Below are 21,145 nucleotides of genomic sequence, written 5' to 3'. Positions count from 1 at the left end.
CATGAGTATCGTAGCGCCTTTCTCGCTGGTCGGGGCATTTCGCGCCCGCGCTACCGCTCACCCCGCCGCCGTCGCAGTGGAGGAGGGGGAAACCCGCCTAAGCTATGCCGCGCTCGATGCGTGGAGTGACCGGATTGCAGCCGCCCTGATCGCGATCGGCATCGTACCCGGTGCCGCCCTCGGCCTCTGTCTGCCCCGATCCGCCGCTTTGGTGGCGGCGATGCTCGGCGGTCTGAAGGCCGGGGCAACGCTTGTGCCGCTCGATGCCGCGAGCCCGCCCGACCGGCAGGCCTTCATTCTGCGCGATGCGGGCTGTACGGCCCTCTTAGCGCAGAATGATACGACCGCGAGAGCGGCGCTGGTGCCCGGCTTTTGCGGCACGCTTGAGGCGCTACTCGCCCACGATACGCCTCTGCCTGCCGTTTGGCCAACCCGCCCCCCGCAAGCGCCCGCGTTTCTCTTCTATACCTCGGGCACGACCGGCACCCCGAAGGGGGTGGAAGTGGGCGAAGCGGGGATCGACCGGCTGCACCGCGCCGCCGCCTATGGCCCCCTAACCCCGCAGGACCGCGTCGCCCTCGTCTCCAATCCCGCCTTTGATGCGCTGAGCTTCGATGTGTGGGGGCCGCTCTTGGCCGGGGCCTGCTGCGTTACTATTCCCGACGCCGAGATTCTGGACCCGGCCCGTTTTGCCGCACGGCTGGAGTCCGCCCGCATTTCGGTGATGTTCCTGACCGTCGCGCTGTTCAACATGATTGCCGAACAGCATCCCCCCTGCTTTCGCCGGATGCGCCGCCTGTTGATCGGCGGCGAAGCCTTGAACGCCGCCGCCGTCCGCGCCTGGTATCAGGCCAATCCGGCCAGCCCCTGCCAGATCGTCAATGTCTATGGGCCGACCGAAACCACTACCTTTGCCCTCGGGTTCCCGATCCCGCGCGATTGGGCGGAAGATCAGGTGCCCATCGGCACCGCACTGCCCGACACCCGCCTGCGACTGCTGACCGAGACGATGGAGGAGGCAACGGCAGGGGATACCGCCGAGCTTTATATCGGCGGAACCGGCGTCGCCTACGGGTATCGCAACCGCCCCGAGGAAACGGCGTACCGCTTCGTAACGCTGCCCGAACCGGATGGCAGCCAAGGGCGCTATTATCGCACCGGCGACCTTGTGCGCCTGCGCGCCGATGGCAGGCTCGACTATCGCGGGCGGGCCGACCGACAGATTAAAATTCGCGGCTTCCGGGTTGAGCCAGGGGAAATCGAAGCCTGCCTGTGCGTCCATCCCGCCGTTCGGCAAGCCTATGTCTGTGCCCATCGTCCGCCCGACGCGCCCGACCAGCATCGGCTGCTCGCCTTCCTCGTTACCGATGCGACCGCAACGCCCGCCCTGCTGCGCGCGCATCTTGCAGCCCATCTGCCCGCCTACATGCACCCGCATCGGCTGTACCGATGGGACGCCCTACCGCTCACCCCCAACGGCAAGATCGATCAGGCGCGGCTTCTGCAAACCCTCGCAGCCCCCTGGGACGATGCCCCCGCGCCCGCGCCGGCAGAACCGGACGATTCGGCCCTCGCCCGCCTGCTTGCGCTCGCCGGGACTATTCTTGGCCAAGCCGGGTTAACCGGAGCCTACCGCTTTACGGAATGCGGGGGCGATTCCCTGCTGGCCCTAAGGTTTCGCTTCGCCGTTCAGCGGGAGTTCGGGGCCGACCTGCCCATCGCCGCGATCTTGAGCGCGCCTTTCGCGCAGTTGGCCGAAGGCTTGGCCAAGGCGTCCGCCCCGCTGTACCCGCCCCTGCCCGCGCGGCAGCAAGACGCCCGGCGCGGCCCGGCGACGGCGGAACAAACCCGCCTTTGGCTGCTGAACCAGCGCGACCCCGACAGTACCGCCTATAACACCCCGTTTATCTTTCGCGTGTCCGGCGAAATTGATACGGACGCGCTGGCCGAGGCCGTCGCGGGGGTTTTGGCGCGGCACCCAGGGCTGCGGACGCGGTTCGCTCTGGGGCCGGAGGGGCTGGAGCAGATCAGCGAGGCTGATGCCCAAGCCTTCTACGCCTATCCGCCCGGCCAAGTGCGGGCCGACACGTGGGAAGCGCTGGCGGCGCTGCTGTTCGCAACCCCCTTCGATCTGAGCCGCCCCAGCCTGTTCCAAACCCATTGGATGCCGTTCGACCGGGAAAGCGGCGTTCTGCTGCTGCACGCCCACCATAGCGTGCTCGACGGCTGGTCGCTGTCGGTGATCTTCCGCGATCTCGCACACCTTTACGCCGCCATCTGCGGCGGTGTGCGAGAGCCGGTTTCGCCCGCACTGTCGCCGCTCGATGTCGCCGCCTGGCAGCGGGGTTGGCACGGCAGCCCGGCCTATGCGCACTTGCAGTCCGCCGCCCAGCGCCATTTCGCCCAACCGCGCGAGTCGCTGCCCGCCCGCACCACAGCGCCGCGCCGGGAAGCGCGGATTCTGACCACCCATCTGCCGAACGATCTGTGGCATGCGATCGATGCCTATGGTCGCGCCCAGGGGGTGACGCCGTTTGAAACGCTGGCACCGGCGTTTGCCTGGGCCATTGCCGCCGTGACTGGTGTGTGCCGCCCGCGCCTCGCAACCCCGGTGGCCAATCGCCCGCTCGACGGGTTCGCCGAGATCGTCGGCATGCTCGCCAATACGGTTCCCCTCACGCTGGACAGCCGCCCGGCAGAACCCCTGGGCGCGCAGGCACAGCGCTTAGCGGCAACCCTGCGGGCCGATCTCGCCTTTCAGGATGTCGCCTATGGCGATGCAATCGATAGCGCGGCAGAGGCTGGGTTCGATTTTCTGTTCGTTCTGGAAAACACCGATTTCACGGCTCTGCGCCTGGGGACCGCCGCCCTCGATATGGCGTTTCCCGCGACGGTGGACGGCAAATGCCCGCTAACGCTGACCCTCATCCCAACCGCCGAGGGGCTAACCTGCGTTTGGGAGTATCAGCCGGACTATCTCTCCCCTGCGCAAACGGAGGCCCTCGCCGACCAGTTCGAAACCGGGTTGCGCCAACTGTTCAACGCGCCCGAACAGCCGCTCGCCGCGCTGATTACCCCCTACCGCCTCGGCCTGCTGCCGCCGGAAACCCGACCGCCCGTTCTGCCGTTCGAGCGGATGTGCGACTGGGTTGAGCTTCAGGCCGACCGCACGCCGGACGCCCTCGCCCTCGTCACGCCGGACGAAACATTTTCCTACGCGCGCCTACTAGGGCTGGCCGATCATCTGGCCGCCCATCTGCTGGCAACCTATGGGGCCGGGCTGGGGCGGGTGGCGCTTTATACCGATGGCGGGGCGGAACATATCGTCGCCCTGCTGGCGCTGGCGAAACTCAATGCGACCATCGTTCCGCTTGATACCAGCTATCCGGCGGCGATTCTCGACCAGATTCTGACCCAGGCGCAGCCCGACCTGCTGCTCTGCCAGCCTGAGACCGAAGCCTGCCTCGCGGCGCTCGGCCCGATCAGGATTCCGGTTAATTGCTTGCGGCTCCCGGCGGCGGCGGTCGCGCTGCCCCGCCAACGGGTACGCCGGGCCGGGGATCGGCCTTTGTATCTGCTCTTCACCTCGGGTTCGACCGGAACGCCGAAGGGCGTGACCGTTCCCGACGCCACCTTGAGCGGCCTCCTGCTTTGGCACCGGCAGGCCGGGGGGTTGGGGCAGCCCGCACGCACGCTGCAATTTTCAAAACTCGCCTTCGATGTCTCCTTTCAAGAGATTTTCGGCACGCTGAGCACGGGCGGCTGTTTCTATACGCTCCCAGCCGGGCTGCGCCAGGATGCGGCGGGGCTTTTGCGGCTGCTGGCCCAGCATCGAATCGAGCGGATTCACATGCCCTATGTGGCGGTGCAACTGCTTGCCGAGGCGGCGGCGCTCGATCCCATCGCTTTGCCCGATCTGCGCGCCGTTATTTCCGCCGGGGAACAGGTCCTCTGCACCGAAACCCTTCGGGGCTGGTTCGACCAGCTTCCGAATGCGGCCCTGATGAACCACTATGGGCCAACCGAAACCCATGTCGTCAGCGCTTATACCGCGACCGGCCCGGCGGCCAATTGGCCGCTGCGGCTGCCCATCGGCACACCGATCACCGGGGCGCGGCTTCTGGTCGTCGATGACAGCGATCTGCCGCTGCCCCCCGGCGTGGTCGGGCATTTGCTGATCGGCGGGCCGATGGTCAATCCCTGCTATCTCGATGCGCCGCAACTTAACACCGAGCGCTTTGGGGCGTTTCCCGCGCTGGGCGGCCTATTTTATCGCACGGGCGACCTGGCCCGCCTCGATGCCGACGGCCTGCTGCATTATCATGGCCGCACCGACGAGCAGGTGAAACTCAGCGGCCATCGGCTAGAACTCGGGCAGGTGGAGGCGGCCCTGATGGCGCATCCGGCGGTCGAGACCGCGATTGTCGAGAAAAGCGCGTCGGACCGGCTGACGGCCTATATCGCCTGCCGGGCTGCCGTGACGGGGTCCGCTCTCGCCGCCCATCTTGCGCCACTCGTGCCCGCTTTCGTGCGGATCGACCAATTTTGGCAGGTAAAAACCTGGCCGATGGCCCCCAGCGGGAAGATCGACCGGAAGGGCCTCGGCGGCTGCGCCAAAACGCTGCTGCCCCAAATCGGCGCGCAGGAAGCGGACGCAACGGGGCTGGAAGCCGCGCTTTGCAGCTTATTCGAGGCAACCCTGGGACTGCCGATCCGCCCGGATCAAACCTATTTCGAGGCGGGGGCAAGTAGCCTTAGCCTGATGCGGTTCCATCTTGCCTGCCGAAAGCAGTTCGGCTGGTCTCTGGGCATCGCCGATCTCTTTTCCGCCACCACGCCCCGCCGCCTTGCCGCCCGCTGTGGGGGTGAGGAATCTAAGGCCACCCTACCCACGCCTGTTATCCCGCAAGCCACTGCCGCGCCGATCGCGATTATCGGGCTTGCCGTAAAGGTCCCCGGTGCGGACACCCTCGCCAACTTCTGGGACATGATCCGCGAGGGCGGTAGCGGCATTCAGCTTTTTACACCCGACGATCCGGCGCGCGTCGGGGCCCGCGCACAAATGGCGGGGATGATGGAGTTCGACCCCGGCTATTTCGGCCTCAGCCCGCAAGAGGCCCGGCTGATGGACCCGCAGCAGCGGCAATTGCTGATGGGCAGCGTCGAGGCGTTAGCGCACGCGGGACTCGCGGGGGCGGTCGGCTCGGCCCGAATCGGGGTGATTGCGAGCGGCGGTGAAAGCACCTATTTCCAAAGCCTTCTTTCTGGGCCGGACGCCGCCGCGCTGCCGGACGGGTTTCAGATGGCCCTGCACCATGAGAAGGATTTTCTGGCGACCAAAATCGCCTATCACCTCAATCTGACCGGCCCAGCGCTGACGGTTCAGACCGCGTGCAGCAGTTCGCTCGCCGGGCTGCATCTCGCGGCGGGGCTGCTCCGGCAGGGGGATGCCGATGCGATGCTGGTCGGCGGCGTTTTGATCGATCCCAGCTTGAGCGGCGGCTATACCTATCGGCCCAATCATATTTTCTCGCAGGACGGTCAGTGCCGCGCCTTTGGCACTAACGCCAGCGGGACCATCGGGGGCAGCGGCTATGGGGTGCTGGTGCTAAAGCCCCTCGCCGCCGCCGAACGCGACGGCAATCGGATTTACGCGGTTCTCGAAGCCTCGGCCCTCAATAACGATGGGCGGGAGAAAATGGGCTATGCCGCCCCGTCCATCGAGGGGCAGGCGGCGGTGATCGATGCCTGCCTGCGCCGGGCCGGGCTGACTGGGGCCGAGATCGGCTATGTCGAGGCCCACGGCACGGGCACCGCGCTGGGCGATCCTATCGAAATCGCGGCCCTGAGCAAAGCCTTTAGCGGGGCAAGCCCCGGCGGGTGTGCGCTCGGGTCGCTGAAAAGCCAAATCGGCCATTTGGGCGCGGCGGCGGGGGTTTTGAGCGTCATTCGCGCCGCCCTGGCGCTCTATTTCCAAACCTTGCCCCCTACCTTGGGGGCCAATCCGGCGACCCCAGCGATTGACTGGACGACGACGCCCTTCCGCTTGCTCGATCAAGCGCAGCCCTGGCCTGCGACCGCGCCCCGCCGGGCCGCCGTCAGCAGTTTTGGCATCGGTGGCACCAATGCCCATGTCATCCTTCGGGAAGCGGCGATAGCGGGCGCAGCAGCCCAAGCCCCCATCGCCCCGGTTCTGTTGATAAGCGCCCATAGCGCCGAGGCTCTGGCCGCGCGCGCCGCCGCCATCGCGGCTTACCTTCGGGACCATCCCGCGCGCTTACCGGAGGTTCTCGCCCATCTCCAAGGCGGCGATCCCGGCCAGCGCTGGCGGATAGCGGCGGTCGGGGAAACGCTCCCGGCGCTGCTGGCCGCGCTCGCCCGAGCAACGCCAACCGAAACCAACCCCGCCGACCGGCTTACCGATCCTGCCCCGCTGACCGCCGATGACATGGCGGCGGCCTGGATAAAAGGCGCACGGTTCTCGGCCCCGCTGGCGGCGGCCCCGTGGGATTTTCCGCCCCCCGTTTTCGACCGGGCTACCTACAGCCTTCTACCTCCCCTGGCCGGACCGCCCGCCCGGCGTGCGCCGTCCCGCTGGCTTCATCGCCCCCTCTGGGTGCCGACCGACCGGACCGAGACCCACCTGGAGGGAACCCTCCTCATCCTATCCCCCCGCACACCGACCGACGCGGAGAAAGCCGCTTTCGCCGGACGGGCGCAGCGGGTGATCTGGGGAAGCCCCGACACCCTGGCCGCCGCCCTGGCGCAGGCTCCCGAGGACGCGCCGCTTTTCGTCCTGCTCGACTGTGCCCCTGAGACGGAGTTCCTGGAAACAGTGGCAAGCGTCGCCGCGCCCCTCGCCGCCCGCAGGACCGCCCGGCTGGGACTCGTCAGTCCCGGGGCCGCGCCGGGGTTACGCCCGGTGACGCATCCCTCCGCCCTCGCCCTTGGTCCAGCCTGCCGAGTAATCGAACAGGAATACGGGCTGCCGTGCCGGTGGGTGGATTGCGCAGAGCCGGATTTAGCCGCCGTCGCCGCCCTTCTAACGCCGCTTTTCGAGACATCCCAGCCCAACCACTGGGCCGTTCACGCGCAGCGGCTATGGCGGCGGGAATTGGCCCCGCAGGCCCTGCCCATTCTTCCGGCGGTGTTTGCGCCGGGAACCTATCTCATTCTCGGCGGAACGGGCGGGATTGGGGCGGCGCTCGCGGCGGAAATCCTCAGCGATCCCGGCACGTCGGTGGTTCTGGTCAGCCGGTCCGGGCGCGTGCCCGATTGTTTCCGCGATGCCGCCACGCGCGTCACGGCGCTTGCACTCGACGTAACCCTGCCGCTAACGGTGGACGCAGCAGTCGAACGGCTGCTTCTGGCGCTCCCCTCTCTAAGGGGCATCGTCCACGCGGTCGGGATCGGCGTGGGGGCCTTGCTCGAAACCCGCCCGCGCGGCGGGGTTCAGGCCGCCTATGCCGCAAAACTGCGGGCGGCGGAGATTGCCGAGGCCCTGGCCGCGCGGCTGAAGCCGGAGTTTCTGGTCTATTGCAGTTCGATGGCGACGGAATTCGGCGGCGTCGGCCAGTTCGATTATGCCGCCAGCAATGCGCTTCTCGATGGTTACGCTTTCCGCGCTGAGCCTGCGGACTGTCGGCGTCTCAGCCTCGGCTGGGATATTTGGCGCGATGACGGCATGGCCGCATCGGGCAATCTTACGGATGCCCGCCATCAGGCTCATCGCGCGGTTGGCCTAACGGCGCGGGAGGGGCGCTGGTTGTTCCGGCAAGCGCTTGCGCTACCGGGGCCGCATCTGCTGATCTCAACCGTCGCGCCCGAGGAAGCCGATTATTTCTATGCCCCGCGCCGGGCCAACGGGACGGCGGCAGAATCGGTAGCGGCCCCAGCCGTCGCCAACGCCTCGCCCGAGGCCTGCCTGCGCGAAAGTTTCGAGCGGCTACTGGGTCTCAAACCGTTACCGGCCGATACGGCCCTTAGCGATCTTGGCGCAGATTCCCTAACGCTGCTAGACGCGCTGGCCGATCTTGAGAGCTGCTGCGGCATTCACCTCGCCCTCTCCAAAATCGGCCCCGACGCCAGTTTGACGGATGTCATCGCCCTCGCCCTGCCACCCCCGCCGGAGCCCGCCCTTTGGAACGCGGCGGTTCGGGCTGACCCTTGGCGGAGTGGACGTGGCGACCGCCATTATGTGTTGATTCATCCGGTCGGCGGCGATGTTCAAGCCTATCGCGCTCTGGCCCAAGCGCTGCCCCGTTCGGCGGCGCTATCAGTCATCGCCGATCCGCGCTTGACTGAAGCGACGCTTCCGCCTCTTACGCTCACCGACCGCGCGGCGCAGTATCGGGAAGCGATTTCGGCCCCCGCCAACCGGGTTTACCTCATCGGCTGGTCTTTTGGCGCGTGGGTTGCTGGCGCAATGGCCGCCCAGGCCGAGGCCGAGGGAAGCCCCTTCGCCGGGGTGACGTTGATCGATCCGCCCGCGCCCGATGCGGGGGCCGCGTGGCAAAGTTACAGCGGCGCTCAAATCGATACCCTGTTCCGGCAGGAGGTGCTGAGCCATCGCGGCAGCGGGTCCGCCGAGGATCTGGGCGAGTATCTCGACCGACTCACCGACTGCTGCCGGGCGAATATGGAGAGTATGATTGCCCATCGCCCTGGCCCGCTGCTCGCCACCCCAGCCCATCTCGTTCTCGCGGGGAAGGCGCACGCCTACCTGCCGTTCACGCCGCCCGATATCCAGCGCCGCAGTTGGGCGACCTTACTGCGGCGGCTGGAGACGGTAACGCTTCTCCCTACGGACCATTACGGCCTGATGAGCGGCGAGGCGGTGCAGCGGATCGCAGAGGAAATCGCGGCATGCGCCCAGCCGGTCTAAAGCGTCACCCGCGCAACGGGTCCGGCTGTTACCGGGGCCGCGACCGCACCGACCAGCCCGCCTTCGGTGGGCAGGGAAAGATCGTGCAAGCGCAGCGGCGGCGCGCCGTCGAGAGTGGGTTGGGGGGCGGCAAGCTGCGTGTCGAGGGCCGTCAAACCGTCGCTGAGGCCAATTCCCCAGGCTTTCAGGGCGGCTTCCTTGCGCGTCCAGCAGTGCAGAAAGAGCCCCCGTTGGGCCTCGGGGGGAGCCGCCTCCAAAACGTCGCGCTCGGCGGGATGGGCGACCAGCGGCAGGAGGTCGTGAAAGCGCCCATCGCGCGGGCCGATTTCGATATCGACGCCGACCGTGGCCCCCAAAACCAGCGCCAGATACCCGCCGCTATGGGAGAGGTTGAAACCAATCCCATCGGGCAGAAACGGCTTCCCCTGCGGGCCGAACGCCATATCGGGGCGGCGGCTATCCCCGAAAACCAGATAGCGGGTGAGCGTCCGCCCCAGGCTGAAGGCCAACCGGTCGGCGCTCAGTCGAAACCGCGCCGCGCGCGCCGCTTCCGTCTCGGTCAGCCCCTGTTCCGCCGGGGGCGGGGTTTCGATGGGCAGGATCACCAGCGGCACCGCGCCGGCGGCAAGCGCCTGGAGAGTGGCACTACGCAGGGCGGTATAGCGGGCGTGCATCTTCGGCTATCGGGCCAAAATTTGCTCGGCGCAGGCTTCCAGCGCCGCCAAAATCGGGCGTGGGGCCGTTTCGATCAGAAAATGATCGCCGTCGATTTCGGTCAGGCTGAAGCCGCCCTCGGTCAGATCGGTCCAGCCGTGCATTGTGTCGGTCGGGATGATTTGGTCGCGGTTGCCCGCAAATCCGATAATCGGGCAGGTCAGCCGGGGTTCGTGCCGGGGGCGATAGCCGGTGCACAGGGTAAAATCGGCCTTGATGACCGGCAGCAGCAAATCGACGAGTTCGGGATAGGCAAGCACCCGGTCGAAATCGGGGTTGAAGGCCAAGATTTCGGCAATCAGCGTAGCCCGGTCATCCGTGTCCACCTTCGGCAGGCGACGCTTGGCAAACGGCGTGGAGGAGGTGCAGGCGAACAGGGCCACAGGGGCCGGAAGCCCGCGCTGCAAAAGCTCCTGCGCCAGCGCATGCGCAATCCAGCCGCCCATGCTGGAGCCGAACAGCGCAAAGGGGTGGGCGGTATAGGGCGGTATCGCGTCGGCGAGCGCGGCGACCAAATCGGCCATCGCCGTGAACGGTGGATCGGCCAGCCGCAGCCCGCGCCCCGGCAGCAAGACCGGAACCAAAGTAACCGTGGGGGCCAACAGCCGCTGCCAGCGGTTATACAGGCTCGTATCGCCGCCCGCCTGGGGCAAACAGAGAATGTTCAATCGGCCAGGGGTCGGCGGAACCGAAAACCAAACCGAGGTCGAATGCACCGCAGATTCCACAAACCTCTCCCATCAAACGGCGTGCATCCTAGCGCGCGGGCCGCACGGGGCAAAGCCTTGCGCGTCTCTTCGCGCGCGCGGCGGTGGAAATGCGCCTAGCGCCCCTCAGCGGCCTTACCTGGTTCTGTACCACGCTTCGGGAAATTTCGCTCGAAGCGAAGCTTCTTCTGTTCGCCATCAGCCTATCGAAGCTTGCGGTTTTCATGGTCTGGCCGTTTTTGACGGTTACGATGAACCAGCGGTTCGGAACATCGATCACTGAGATTGGCGCGCAATTCACCCTAGCCGGGATCATCGCCCTGCTGGTCGCGCCGCTCGCGGGCGGTCTTGCCGATCGCTTCAAACGTCCCCGGCTGCTGGCGCTGCTCTGCGCGGTGTCGCTCGTTGGTTTCGCCCTGCCCGCCCTGTGGCCGACGGAAGCGAGCTATATGTTGGCGATTCTGGTGATCGCAACGGCGGGCGGGATGATCGAACCTTTGCTGCGCTCGGCGCTCGGCGATTGCGCCAAGACCGACGAAGGACGGCCAATTCTGTTCCACCTGCGCTATTACAGCGTGAATCTAGCGGTTGCCATCGGCCCGCTCCTGGGAATGGGGTTTGCGGATCGGCAGAGCAACCTTGTGTTTCTGGTCGCCGCCCTGGCTTTTCTGATTCTGGGGATAAGCACTCTCTATGCCGATCGGGTGGCGCGCTCCACCGAGCCCGCGCCGACGCTCTGGGCTCTGCTCCCGGTGCTTATGAAGCATCGGCACTTCTGGGCGATTTTTATCGCCAATTTCCTGCTGGTGCTGATCTACGCGCAGATCGACGAGCCGCTGACCTTCTATCTCGTGACCCTGAACGTGCCCGACCTGACCCGGTTGATCGTGCTGATTAACCTCACCAATACGCTGATGGTGCTGGGCTTTCATCTGCTGTTCATGCGCTGGCTGATTGCGCTTGCCGAACATCGCGCTTTCGCTCTCGCTCTCGTCAGCCTAATGGGCGCGCAGGCGATTATCGCCGCCAATAGCGCCGCCGTTCCCGCTGTCTGGCTGCTGGCGATTGCCTGCGCCACCCTGGCGGAAATGATCGCCATGCCGCTTTTTTCCACCATCATCGACCGCATGGCCCCGCCGGAAAGCCGCAATAGTTATTTCGGCGTTTATCTTCTGTCGAATGGCGGCGCGTCGCTGGCCCCGATGATGGGCGCGCTGGTGATCAGCCTGTGGGGCGGCCCGGTGCTGTTTGCCGGAATGGCGTTGATCTGCCTTCCGCTCGCCGCCCTGGGATTCCGGCTGCTGCGCCCCGCCGCCGTGCCTGTTTCGTGCGACACCAACTGAGGCCGACCGATGCCCCGCCCCTCCCCCTATACCGACCTTCCGCCGCGCGCCTTTTGGCGGCACGCCGTTGCCGATCAGGATTTGCGCTACCTGCCCGATCTGTGGCAGCCGAAAACCCCGGTTCTGCCCGGCCAGAAGATCGTGACGGCGGGATCATGTTTCGCGCAGCATTTGGGCCGCGCTCTGGCCGCCCGGGGCCTGACCTGGCATATCACCGAGCCGCCGCCGCCGGACCTGCCTGCCGACGCCTGGACACCCGCAGGCTATGGATTATTTTCCGCCCGAACGGGGAATATCTATACCGCCGCGATGCTGCGCCAATGGGTTTCCTGGGCGCTCGATGGTGTGCCGATGCCGCGCGAGATTTGGGCAGAAGGGGCGCGCTACTATGATCCGTTCCGGCCCTCAACACCGACGGAGGGGGTCGCCAGCCGCGCCGATTTGGAGGCGGCCCGGCAGGTGACGCTCGACGCCTTCGCTCAGGCGCTGCGGGAGGCCGATTGGTTTATCTTTACGATGGGGCTTACGGAATATTGGCAAAACCGGCACCAAGCCTATGCCTATCCAGCCTGCCCCGGCACCGTGCGCGGACAGTTCCGCGCCGCCGATCATGTTCTGCGCAATCAAAGCTTCACTGAGGCCTGTGAGGATATGGAAGCGGTCTTCGCTCTGATCCGGCAGCATAACCCGCGCATTCGCTTTCTGCTGACGGTCTCGCCCGTGCCGCTGACGGCGACGGCAACCGGAGCCCATGTACTCGTCGCCTCCACCTACGCGAAATCGCTCTTACGCACCGTTGCGGGCGACCTCAGCCGCCGCCTGGACGATGTCGATTATTTTCCCTCCTACGAGCTGATTTCGGCGTTTCCCTTCGGGGGCTGGGCCTATGAGGCCAATCGGCGAAGCGTTTCGCCCGCAGGCGTGGCCTTCGTTATGGATCATTTTTTCGGGCAGCAACCGGCTTTGCCCGCCCTCGCCCCACGCGCAACCGCCGCCCCGGCGCGGCCCCCTCAGGATATTTTGTGTGACGATGACGTGCTCGACTATTACCAAACCCGTTGATTTTCTGCTGCTGGGCGATTCCCACGCGGGCGCAATCGGCAAGGCGGCGACGCGCCGGGGGCTGGCTTTCGTTGGCGGCCCGCTCGGCTCGGGCCGGGACTTCACGGGCGATTTTTGCGACTTCATGCCGGAAGGGTGCCGCTTTCACCGGGACGAGGCGGACGGCTTGGTCGCGGGGTTTTTGGCGGAAATTGGGGTGCCCAGCCTCTATGCGCTCAAGGTGCCGCTGGTATCGACCTTCGGCCTCTGCTGCCACGTCTACGCCGCCTGGGAAAATTGGCTGGCCTATCAGGACGATAAGGGCAGTTTTCCGCCGGGGTTTCTCGACAGCCGCTTCTTTGCTGAAGTCATTACCGAAATGGCGAAAGGCGCGCTGGGGTTCTATACGGGGCTCCATGCACGCGGCGTGGCGGTCTACGCGGTTCTGCCGCCCCAGCGCGTGCCGGATATTGCCGATCCGCGCGTGTTTTCTGCGGCCCAAACCGCCTTGATTTCGGCTCTGACGGTGGCTAAAATCCCAATTATCGATGTGCGGGCCGAGGCCTGTGACCCCGATGGGGTTCAGCAGGCGCTCTATTGCGAACCGCGCGACCCGCTGCACGGAAGCGAGGCCTTCGGGGGATTGATCCTCGATGCCCTCGCCCCAATCCTCTCCGCGCCGCCTAGCGCGTCGGCACACTCCCGAGAACCGTAACCCGCTCGCCATAGCGGGAATGGGGGAAATAATCCCAGATAGCGTGATGCTGGGTACAGCGGTTATCCCAGAACACCAAAGTCCCCGGTGCCCAGCGCACGCGGCAGTTCAGCACCTGCTCGCGGGCGACGAGGGCGAACAGATAATCGAGTAACGCCCGGCTCTCCCCCGGCGACAGTTGGGGAATATGGGTGGTGAAACCCGAATTAACGAACAGCAGCTTCCGGCCCGTCTCCGGGTGGCGCACGATAACGGGATGTTCCGTTTTGGGCAGGCCGGGCGGGGCCTCATAGCCCTGCCAGGGAACTGCGCCATCGTGAATCGCCGTCAGCCCTTCCAGAAACAGCTTTAGGGCAGGCGAGAGCATTTCATAAGCCAGATACATGCTGGCGAAGAGGGTATCGCCCCCCGTCCCGATCTCGGGGGTGCGATGCATATAGAGCATCGAGCCAAGCGAGGGGGCAGGGTCGGCGGTGCCGTCGGCGTGCCAGACTTCCCCCGCAACGAAAGTCGAATCCTTACTCGCCTTGATAATCACCAGCTCGGCATCGTCGCCGTCGATATCGGCCATCGGCAGCGCCCGCAGCGGCCCAAAGCGGCGCGCGAAGGCTTTCTGTTGGGCCACGGTCAGCGTCTGATTGCGAAAGATGATAACCTGGTTTTCGAGAAAAGCCCGTTTGACTTCGTCAAAGGCGGGGTCGGGAACCGGGTGCGCAAGGTCTACCCCGCCAATTTCCGCCCCGATGATCGGTGTCAGCCGATCAACCGTGATGTGTGCATAAGGTGCGCGTTCCTCACCGGCGATGCGTCCAATCGCCTCTAGACAATATCGATCCATTTCAACCCTGTGCGGTCTTTAGCGCCGGGGCGCGATACGCGCATCTTGCAGGTTATTTTACATCTGTAAAGTGTGCGACTGCACTCGCTACACCGAGTGAGCCCGGTGAGCGATCGTTGCAACACCTCCTTCTCCCGAAATAGGAAATCTTGTTAACATTGAATTGAAAAGCGATGTGCCGGAGTATCAAGGTTAATTGGGTTAACTATCTGAAGCAGAGTATTCTTTCTTGAGTTAAACGCGCGGCTCACGCTGCTTCAATTATTAGTCGTTGATGATTTGCGCCGGCAGTCATGTGATCGTGCGCGAACTGCCCGAACACATGGAGGCACCCGACCGCCGCTCATCACTGCACCAAAGCCCTTGCAAAGCTGTTGCGCTGTGGGGGCGTCCACACCTGCTAACGCTGGGAAGCCAATTTAGACTTGAAAAGTTATGTTATAACATATGTTATGCCGACGTCGCCTGACCCGAAGCCAGCATCCCCCCCTGCACAGGACCACCGATGCCCGACCGTCTTCCTGCCACCCAATTCTCCAGTTTTCTCGGAGCCGGGAAAACGACCTCGCTGAATCATAGTCTCAACAATCGCCTGGGCCGCCGGGTGGCCGTGATTGTGAACGATATGAGCGAGGTGAGCATTGATGCCGATTTCGATTTCCAGGGCCAGGCCGGCGTGTGCGCGGGGTTGGATGCCTGCCTGTTCGGCTCCCCCCTGCCCGTCACCGTCAATTCAAACCAGTATCGGGATCTGCCCGATCCCTTCCCCCGCTGGGGCGACGCCGAAGTTGGGGCGATGGCGTAATGGCGAGTCTGCTCGATGCGCCGGAGGCGGCGGTGAGGGTCTGCGACGCGCTGCCTAACATTCTTGCCCTGCGTCAGCCCTCGGTCGAAATGGCCCTTTGGCCGCGCGAGATTCCCCCTGAAATGGCGGCGGCTCTCGATGATCTTCCGGCGGCAAGCCTCCCCGATGGGCGGGTCTTGGTGCGTCTTGATGATCTAGAGGCCGCGCTCGACACTTTGTTTCTGGATCGCGCCGCAACCGCCGCGCTCCGTCCCTGGTTGATTGCCGATATTGCGATGCTCGCCGCGCTTTTTACCGATCTCACGGGGAGTATTGAGATTGATGTGCGCTTGGAGCGCATCACGGGCGACGCCTGTTGGAAATTTCATCGGGATTGCGTGGAAGCGCGGCTGCTCACCACCTATCGCGGGCCAGGGACCGAGTGGGTTTCCCCGGTCGATTCCGCCGCCGCGCTGCGCGACCAGAAAGCCTATCGCGGGCCGCTGAACCGGTTTCCCCCGCAGGCCGTTGGTGTGTTTAAGGGCAGTTGCGCCGGGCCGGGAAGCGGGATCGTTCATCGCTCGCCGCCGCTCGCCGGGCGGGGCGAAACCCGACTGCTGCTCTGCCTCAACCTTCCGTCAAGCGCTTCGCCCGAGCGGTGGACGCGCTAAGCCCTTACTCTAGGATAATTGCAATGATCGAAACTTCCTCCCTTTCGCGCCGCAGCTTGTTGGCGGGGGCTGGGGCGATTGCCGGGCTGGCGTGGGCAGGTCCGCTCGCAGCCCAAAATACTGCCCCGCTGCGGATTGTTGGCCCTTGGGATTTCACGTCGCTGGAGCCGACCGATACGGGCTATTTGCTCACCCGCCTTGGGGTTGCAGAAACCCTCGTGCAGGTGGAGCCTAATGGGCAATTGGTGGGCGGCGTAGCGTCCGGTTGGACGGTTGGGGACGATAAGCTCACCTGGCGCTTTCCCCTGCGGGCGGGGCTGACGTTTCACGATGGCAGCCCGGTTAGTGCCGAGGCAGTTGTGAATAGTCTCAAGCGCGCTTTTTCGGGCGAAAGCCTCGCGGCGGTGCCGCTCGACGCGCTAAGCGCCGACGGCGAGACGGTGATTATTCGCACGAAAACCCCCTTCAGCCCGCTCCCGGCGTTTCTGGTTGATTATGCCGCCATTCTCCTGGCTCCGGCGGCCTATGGGGCTGATGGGAAGGTGCAAAAAATCATCGCCACCGGCCCCTATCGGCTGGTCGCCCTGGATGGGAAAACCATTCTGGATTTGGAGCGCTTCCCGGACGCCCGCGTGAAAGCACGCATCGCAACCGTGCGTTACACGGCGGTCGCCAATGGCGATACGCGCGCCAATATCGCCATCGCGGGCGATGCCGATTTGGTCTATACGCTCGCGCCTACCGCCCTGCCGCGCATTACGGCTGCCGGGCAATTGCGCGTTGAAAGCTTAACGATTCCGCGCGTGCGTCCGTTGGCGGTAAACTGCGGCCTGCCGCAATTCAAGGATAAGAATGTGCGCCGCGCCCTGTCGCTGGCAATCGATAGGGCTGGAATTGCGCGTGCAGTTCTGCGGCATTCGGGCTCGTCCGCAACGCAGCTTTTACCGCCGATTCTCACCGAATGGCATAATCCCGCGTTGCCCGCCCTGAACCAGAATATCGCCGAAGCGCAGCGTTTATTGGAGAGCGCGGGCTGGGTTACAGGCGCCGATGGCATTCGGATTAAAAATGGGGTGCGGTTTGCCGCCAAACTCCTCACCCTCGCCAACCGCCCAGAACTGCCGCCGATGGCCGCCGCGCTGCAAGCCCAGTTCAAGCAGATTGGCTTGGATATGAGTATTGAGGTCGGCCCTGCGGCGATTATTCCAACGGCGATCCGGGAAGATCGGATGGAAATGACAATGTTCGCCCGCACCTATGTGAATGTGCCCGACGTTATCGCCACGATCATTCCCGATTATACCCGCGAAAAATCCACCTGGGGCACGGTCAATTGGCCGGAGCGCGCCCAGATGAAGCGGTTGACCGACGCCTATGTCGGTAGCTTCGATCCCACCGAAAAGGCGCGGTTGCGGGCAGAAATCACCGCCGTGCTGCACGATGAACTGCCGGTGATTCCCGTGGCTTGGTTCGAGCATACCGTGGCCGTTTCGCCCCGCTTGCGTGATGTGGCGATCGACCCCTATGAGATGCGCTACCTCGCCGAGGCAATGGCATGGGGTTAACCTCCTCCAGCGGGGCGAGCATCGCCCCGCCGCCGTCGCTTTTTGCTGGGATTGGCCTGCGTATTCTCGCGACGGGCCTTTTCGCGTTCATGAGCCTGTGCGTGCGCTTGGCCTCGGTAGAAGCCCCCGTTGGGCAGATCATGTTCTGGCGCAGTGCCGTTGCGTTGATGCCGATTGTCGCTTATCTGGCGGTGCGGGGGCAGTTTCCGGGCGGGCTGCGCACCCGTTACCCTTTTGGACATGTAAAGCGAAGCCTCTTCGGCTTTGTGGCGATGGCTTTTTCGTTCCTCTCGCTCAGCTATTTGCCGCTGGCTTTGGCTGCGGCTCTAGGCTTTCTTGCCCCGCTGTTGGTGATTTCCATCGCCGTGCTGTTTCTGCACGAGCGACCTGGGTTTCTGGTCGTTCTTGCGGCGCTCGTCGGCTTTGCCGGGGTGGGTTTCATGCTGCTGCCCGCGCTCGCCGGGCCAAGCTTGGATATGGGAACCGTGATCGGCGTTGGTGCCGGCATCGCGATGGCGGCGACAACGGCCGCGGCAAAAATCGAAATCAAACGGCTGACGGCGACCGAGCCGCCCGGCACAATCGCCTTCTATTTTGCGCTGGTGTGCGCCGTTGGCGGGCTTACCACGGCCCCCTTCGGCTGGGCTGCGACCGATGGCGCGACGCTCGCGTGGCTTGTCGGGGCCGGACTGACCGGCGGGCTTGCGCATATTGCGATGACCGAAGCTATCGCCCGCGCGCCCGTTTCGACCCTGGCCCCCTTCGAATATACGGCGATGCTCTGGGCGATGGGGTTCGATCTGCTGGTCTTCGGGCTTTTGCCAGTGCCGCTTAGTCTGCTCGGGGCCGGTTTGATCGTTGGCGCGGCGGCCGTGGTTGCCGTCGGGGAACGGAAGCGGCGATCATGAGGGCGATAGGGCAGCGACTGGGGCAGGCTTTGGCGACGGCATGGGTCATCGCCACCCTTTGCTTCGGGATTACCCACGCGCTCCCCGGCGATCTGGCCCTGTCGATTGCCATTGCCCGCGTCGGGGCCGACCGCGTTACCCCGGAGGTCGAAGCGCGCTTACGGCAGGACGAGGGGCTTAATCGGCCCTTACTGGTCCAATATGGCCAATGGATGGGCCGGGTCATGCGGGGCGACTTTGGACGGTCGCTCGTCTCCCGCAAGCCGGTTATCGACGAGATTCTCTACCATGCCCGCTACACCCTGGGGCTGGGGTTGCTGGGGTGGGCCCTCTCTTACGCCTTGGCGCTGCCGCTCGGTATTGCCTGCGGTCTCAGGCCGGGCGGGGCGCTGGATCGGGCGGTAACCGGCTTCAGCGTCTTGTTTGCGGCGCTGCCGAGTTTTCTGGTGGGAATCGGTTTGATTAGCCTGTTTGCCCTCACGCTGCGCTGGTTGCCGCCCGCTGGGTTCAAAACCCCGGCCCATCTTATTTTACCTGCGCTAACGCTGGCGTTAGGACTTACCGCCTTTTCGATTCCCGTCATTCGCGCGGCTGTACGCGAGGTAGACCGCGCGCCCTATATGCTGTTCGCCCGGTTGCGGGGCTTGCCGGCGCGGGCCGCCTTTCAACACCATGGCGTGCGCAATGCGGCGATCCCGATCATCACCTTTGCCGCTTTGCAGATGGGGTTCTTGATCGATGGCTTCGTGATTGTCGAAACGCTGTTCAATTATCCCGGCCTGGGCGATCTGTTAGTGCGGGCCTTAGTCGCGCGGGATATTCCAATTATCTTGGGGTGTGCGCTGCTGATTGGCCTGCTCTATGCGCTGGTGAATCTTCTCGCAGATAGTGCCGCGCTGGCGCTCGATCCCCGCCGTCGACGGTTGGCTTGATGGGACGGTGGCCTTTCATTGTGCTGGGCGGGTTTTTGGCGCTGCTGGCCCTCCTCCCCCTCGCCGTCACGCACGATCCGATTGAGCAAGATTTGGCCGGAGCCTTGGGCGAACCCAGCCTTCAGCATTGGCTGGGGCAGGATCATCTCGGGCGGGATGTTCTCGCCCGACTGGCCCATGGCGCACCGCGCTCGGTGGGGCTGGCGGCGGCCTGCATTGGCTTTGCCGCCCTCGTCGGAACCCTCCTTGGCCTATGCGCCGCCTGGTGGGGCGGCTGGGGCGAGAGTCTGATTATGCGCGGGATCGACCTACTGTTAGCCTTTCCGGGAATTCTGCTCGCGTTGCTTTTGGTGGGACTTTTGGGGGGCGGAGCCGTGCCGCTGGTGATCGGCCTCACGCTCACTCAAGCCCCGCCCTTTGCCCGCTTGAGCCGGGCGATTGTCGCCGGGGAGCTGCTGAGTACCCATGTCGAGGCCGCCCGCCTTGCCGGGTTTGGGGCCGGTGCGATTTTTCGTCACCATCTCCTACCGCCATTGCTGCCGCTGCTTGTGCCGCAACTCACCCTCGGACTTGGCACAACAATTATGACGATTGCCGGATTAGGTTTTCTCGGGCTCGGCCTGACCCCACCGACGCCGGAATGGGGCGCTATGATTGCGGAAGCACTGCCCTACTTGACCGAAGCGCCCTGGCAGACCGCAGCCCCGTGCATCGGGCTCTTTGTCGTTACCTTGTCCGCAACCTTGATCGGCCGCGCCGCGCTGCCAGCATCCGAGGAGGGTCAAGTATGAGCGCGGTACTCATCGTGCGCGGCCTGACGATCTATGACGGGGCCGGAAAAGCGCTGGTGCGCGATATCGAATTTTCGCTCCCTGCCGGGGGGATACTCACGATCATTGGCGAGAGCGGCGGCGGCAAAAGCCTAATCGCTCAAGCGTTGATGGGGTTGCTGCCGCCAGGGTTTCGGGCTGTCGGCACCGTGCAGTGGCGGGGCGGTACCTTTGACCTTTGCAAGCCGGAGGCGCTGCGTGACCTGTGGGCATCCGATTTTCTCCTGGTGCCGCAGGAGCCCGGCGCAGCGCTCGACCCAACCCAGCGGCTCGGGCACATGCTCGCTCAAACCGGGCAAACGCCCGCACCGGTTCAGGCGAGTTTGGCCGCGGTCGATCTTCCCGCCAGCAGCGCCGCCGCCTATCCCTTTCAGCTTTCCGGCGGCATGGCCCAGCGCGCGGTGATGGCCAGCGCCCTGCGGCTCGACGCGCCGTTGCTGATTGCCGACGAGCCAACCAAGGGGCTCGATTCGGAGCGGCTGGACGATGTGGCAGACTTGCTACTGCGAATGGCCCAGCGGGGCCGGACCTTACTGCTGATTAGCCATGATCGTCACTTAGTGCGCCGCCTCGGGGGTAGCCTGCTGGTGCTGGCCGATGGGCGAGTACAAGAAGTCGGCCCAAGCGAGGCTGTTCTGACCGAACCGCAAAGCGCCTACACCCGTGCGTGGCTGGCCGCCGACCCCGCCACCTGGGCACCCTGCCCCGCCTGCGCGACCGACGCCCCTTTGGTTCTGGCGGCCCATGGGCTTAGCCTCGGCCATCCCGGCACGCCCGATCTTCTGAGCAATGTCGATATTCACCTGTCAAAAGGAATGATTTTAGGTGTTTCTGGCTCCAGCGGCTGCGGTAAAACCAGCCTTGGGAATAGTCTTCTCGGGCTGTTGCCGCCGCGTAGCGGCTCGGTATCTTGGGGCGGGGTCGATCCGTACCGCGATCCTGCGCGCGCCCGCCGCCTTAGGCATCGATATCAAAAGCTGCATCAAGACCCGACCGCCGTCTTTAGTCCCCATCGGCCGCTGAGCGTGCAGTTTCAAGACTTGTACACGCTTGCGCCCCGTCCTGATCACGGGGAGCGGTTGGCGGTTGGGCTTGATCGCCTCAAGCTTAGCCCAAGGTTGCTGCACCGTTTTCCAAGCGAGATTTCCGGCGGCGAAGCCCAGCGGCTCGCGCTGCTGCGCCTCCTCTTGCTGAACCCAGCGGTTATCATTGC

13 protein-coding genes and 1 pseudogene are annotated in these 21,145 nt (G+C 64.9%); 11 read left to right on the top strand and 3 right to left on the bottom strand.

Annotated elements, in window-relative coordinates; genetic code table 11:
* Nucleotide 1 precedes the first annotated feature (1 nt).
* A complete protein-coding gene (locus ACIQ36_RS04305; RefSeq protein ID WP_395826270.1) occupies nt 2-8,884 on the top strand; it encodes an amino acid adenylation domain-containing protein in 8,883 nt (2,960 codons plus the stop codon).
* Here the strand turns inward: ACIQ36_RS04305 and ACIQ36_RS04300 are convergent.
* Entirely contained in the window at nt 8,881-9,558 is a 678-nt protein-coding gene (locus tag ACIQ36_RS04300) for a 4'-phosphopantetheinyl transferase family protein (protein WP_395826268.1), read from the bottom strand. The two genes, ACIQ36_RS04305 and ACIQ36_RS04300, sit on opposite strands and share 4 nt — an antisense overlap.
* A gap of 6 nt (nt 9,559-9,564) precedes the next feature.
* The gene (locus tag ACIQ36_RS04295) at nt 9,565-10,326 is read right to left on the bottom strand and encodes a thioesterase II family protein (protein ID WP_395826266.1); all 762 of its coding nucleotides are present in this window, start codon (nt 10,324-10,326) and stop codon (nt 9,565-9,567) included.
* A gap of 89 nt (nt 10,327-10,415) precedes the next feature.
* Between ACIQ36_RS04295 and ACIQ36_RS04290 the strand changes: the two genes are divergently transcribed.
* From ACIQ36_RS04290 to ACIQ36_RS04280, 3 genes are read left to right on the top strand one after another with little or no spacing between them, the layout of a single operon-like run.
* Nucleotides 10,416-11,648 carry an MFS transporter gene (locus ACIQ36_RS04290; RefSeq protein WP_395826264.1) on the top strand — a complete coding sequence of 411 codons (1,233 nt, stop codon included), beginning with the start codon at nt 10,416-10,418 and terminating at the stop codon, nt 11,646-11,648.
* A gap of 9 nt (nt 11,649-11,657) precedes the next feature.
* Nucleotides 11,658-12,710, top strand: coding sequence for a GSCFA domain-containing protein (locus ACIQ36_RS04285; protein WP_395826262.1), 1,053 nt, complete (start codon nt 11,658-11,660; stop codon nt 12,708-12,710).
* On the top strand, nt 12,673-13,404 hold the full coding sequence (locus ACIQ36_RS04280; protein ID WP_395826260.1) for a hypothetical protein: 732 nt from the start codon (nt 12,673-12,675) through the stop codon (nt 13,402-13,404). Before ACIQ36_RS04285 ends, ACIQ36_RS04280 begins: the two co-directional genes overlap by 38 nt.
* Here the strand turns inward: ACIQ36_RS04280 and ACIQ36_RS04275 are convergent.
* On the bottom strand, nt 13,373-14,242 hold the full coding sequence (locus ACIQ36_RS04275) for a TauD/TfdA dioxygenase family protein (RefSeq protein ID WP_395826258.1): 870 nt from the start codon (nt 14,240-14,242) through the stop codon (nt 13,373-13,375). The genes ACIQ36_RS04280 and ACIQ36_RS04275 overlap by 32 nt on opposite strands.
* Nucleotides 14,243-14,747: 505 nt before the next feature.
* Here ACIQ36_RS04275 and ACIQ36_RS04270 point away from each other — a divergent pair.
* From ACIQ36_RS04270 to ACIQ36_RS04240, 7 genes and pseudogenes are all read left to right on the top strand, one after another.
* Nucleotides 14,748-14,894, top strand: a pseudogene (locus tag ACIQ36_RS04270) (GTP-binding protein); the annotation flags it as partial.
* A 152-nt stretch (nt 14,895-15,046) separates the two neighbouring features.
* Nucleotides 15,047-15,697 (top strand): DUF1826 domain-containing protein, encoded by a 651-nt coding sequence (locus tag ACIQ36_RS04265; RefSeq protein WP_395826256.1) that lies wholly within the window; start codon nt 15,047-15,049, stop codon nt 15,695-15,697.
* A gap of 23 nt (nt 15,698-15,720) precedes the next feature.
* Nucleotides 15,721-17,262 (top strand): ABC transporter substrate-binding protein, encoded by a 1,542-nt coding sequence (locus ACIQ36_RS04260; protein ID WP_395826254.1) that lies wholly within the window; start codon nt 15,721-15,723, stop codon nt 17,260-17,262.
* A complete protein-coding gene (locus tag ACIQ36_RS04255) occupies nt 17,253-18,170 on the top strand; it encodes a DMT family transporter (RefSeq protein WP_395826252.1) in 918 nt (305 codons plus the stop codon). Before ACIQ36_RS04260 ends, ACIQ36_RS04255 begins: the two co-directional genes overlap by 10 nt.
* Nucleotides 18,167-19,102: an ABC transporter permease gene (locus tag ACIQ36_RS04250; RefSeq protein ID WP_395826250.1), complete on the top strand. Its 936-nt coding sequence runs from the start codon at nt 18,167-18,169 to the stop codon at nt 19,100-19,102. Before ACIQ36_RS04255 ends, ACIQ36_RS04250 begins: the two co-directional genes overlap by 4 nt.
* Nucleotides 19,102-19,893 carry an ABC transporter permease gene (locus tag ACIQ36_RS04245; RefSeq protein WP_395826248.1) on the top strand — a complete coding sequence of 264 codons (792 nt, stop codon included), beginning with the start codon at nt 19,102-19,104 and terminating at the stop codon, nt 19,891-19,893. The genes ACIQ36_RS04250 and ACIQ36_RS04245 overlap by 1 nt, the downstream gene beginning before the upstream one ends.
* On the top strand, nt 19,890-21,145 hold a 1,256-nt coding region (locus tag ACIQ36_RS04240; RefSeq protein WP_395826246.1), incomplete at its 3' end, for an ATP-binding cassette domain-containing protein. The genes ACIQ36_RS04245 and ACIQ36_RS04240, both read left to right, overlap by 4 nt.

Source organism: Elstera sp., assembly GCF_044372965.1.
Lineage (GTDB): Bacteria > Pseudomonadota > Alphaproteobacteria > Elsterales > Elsteraceae > Elstera.
The sequence above is the reverse complement of the archived record's forward strand: the minus strand, read 5'-3'. Positions and strand labels throughout refer to the sequence as shown.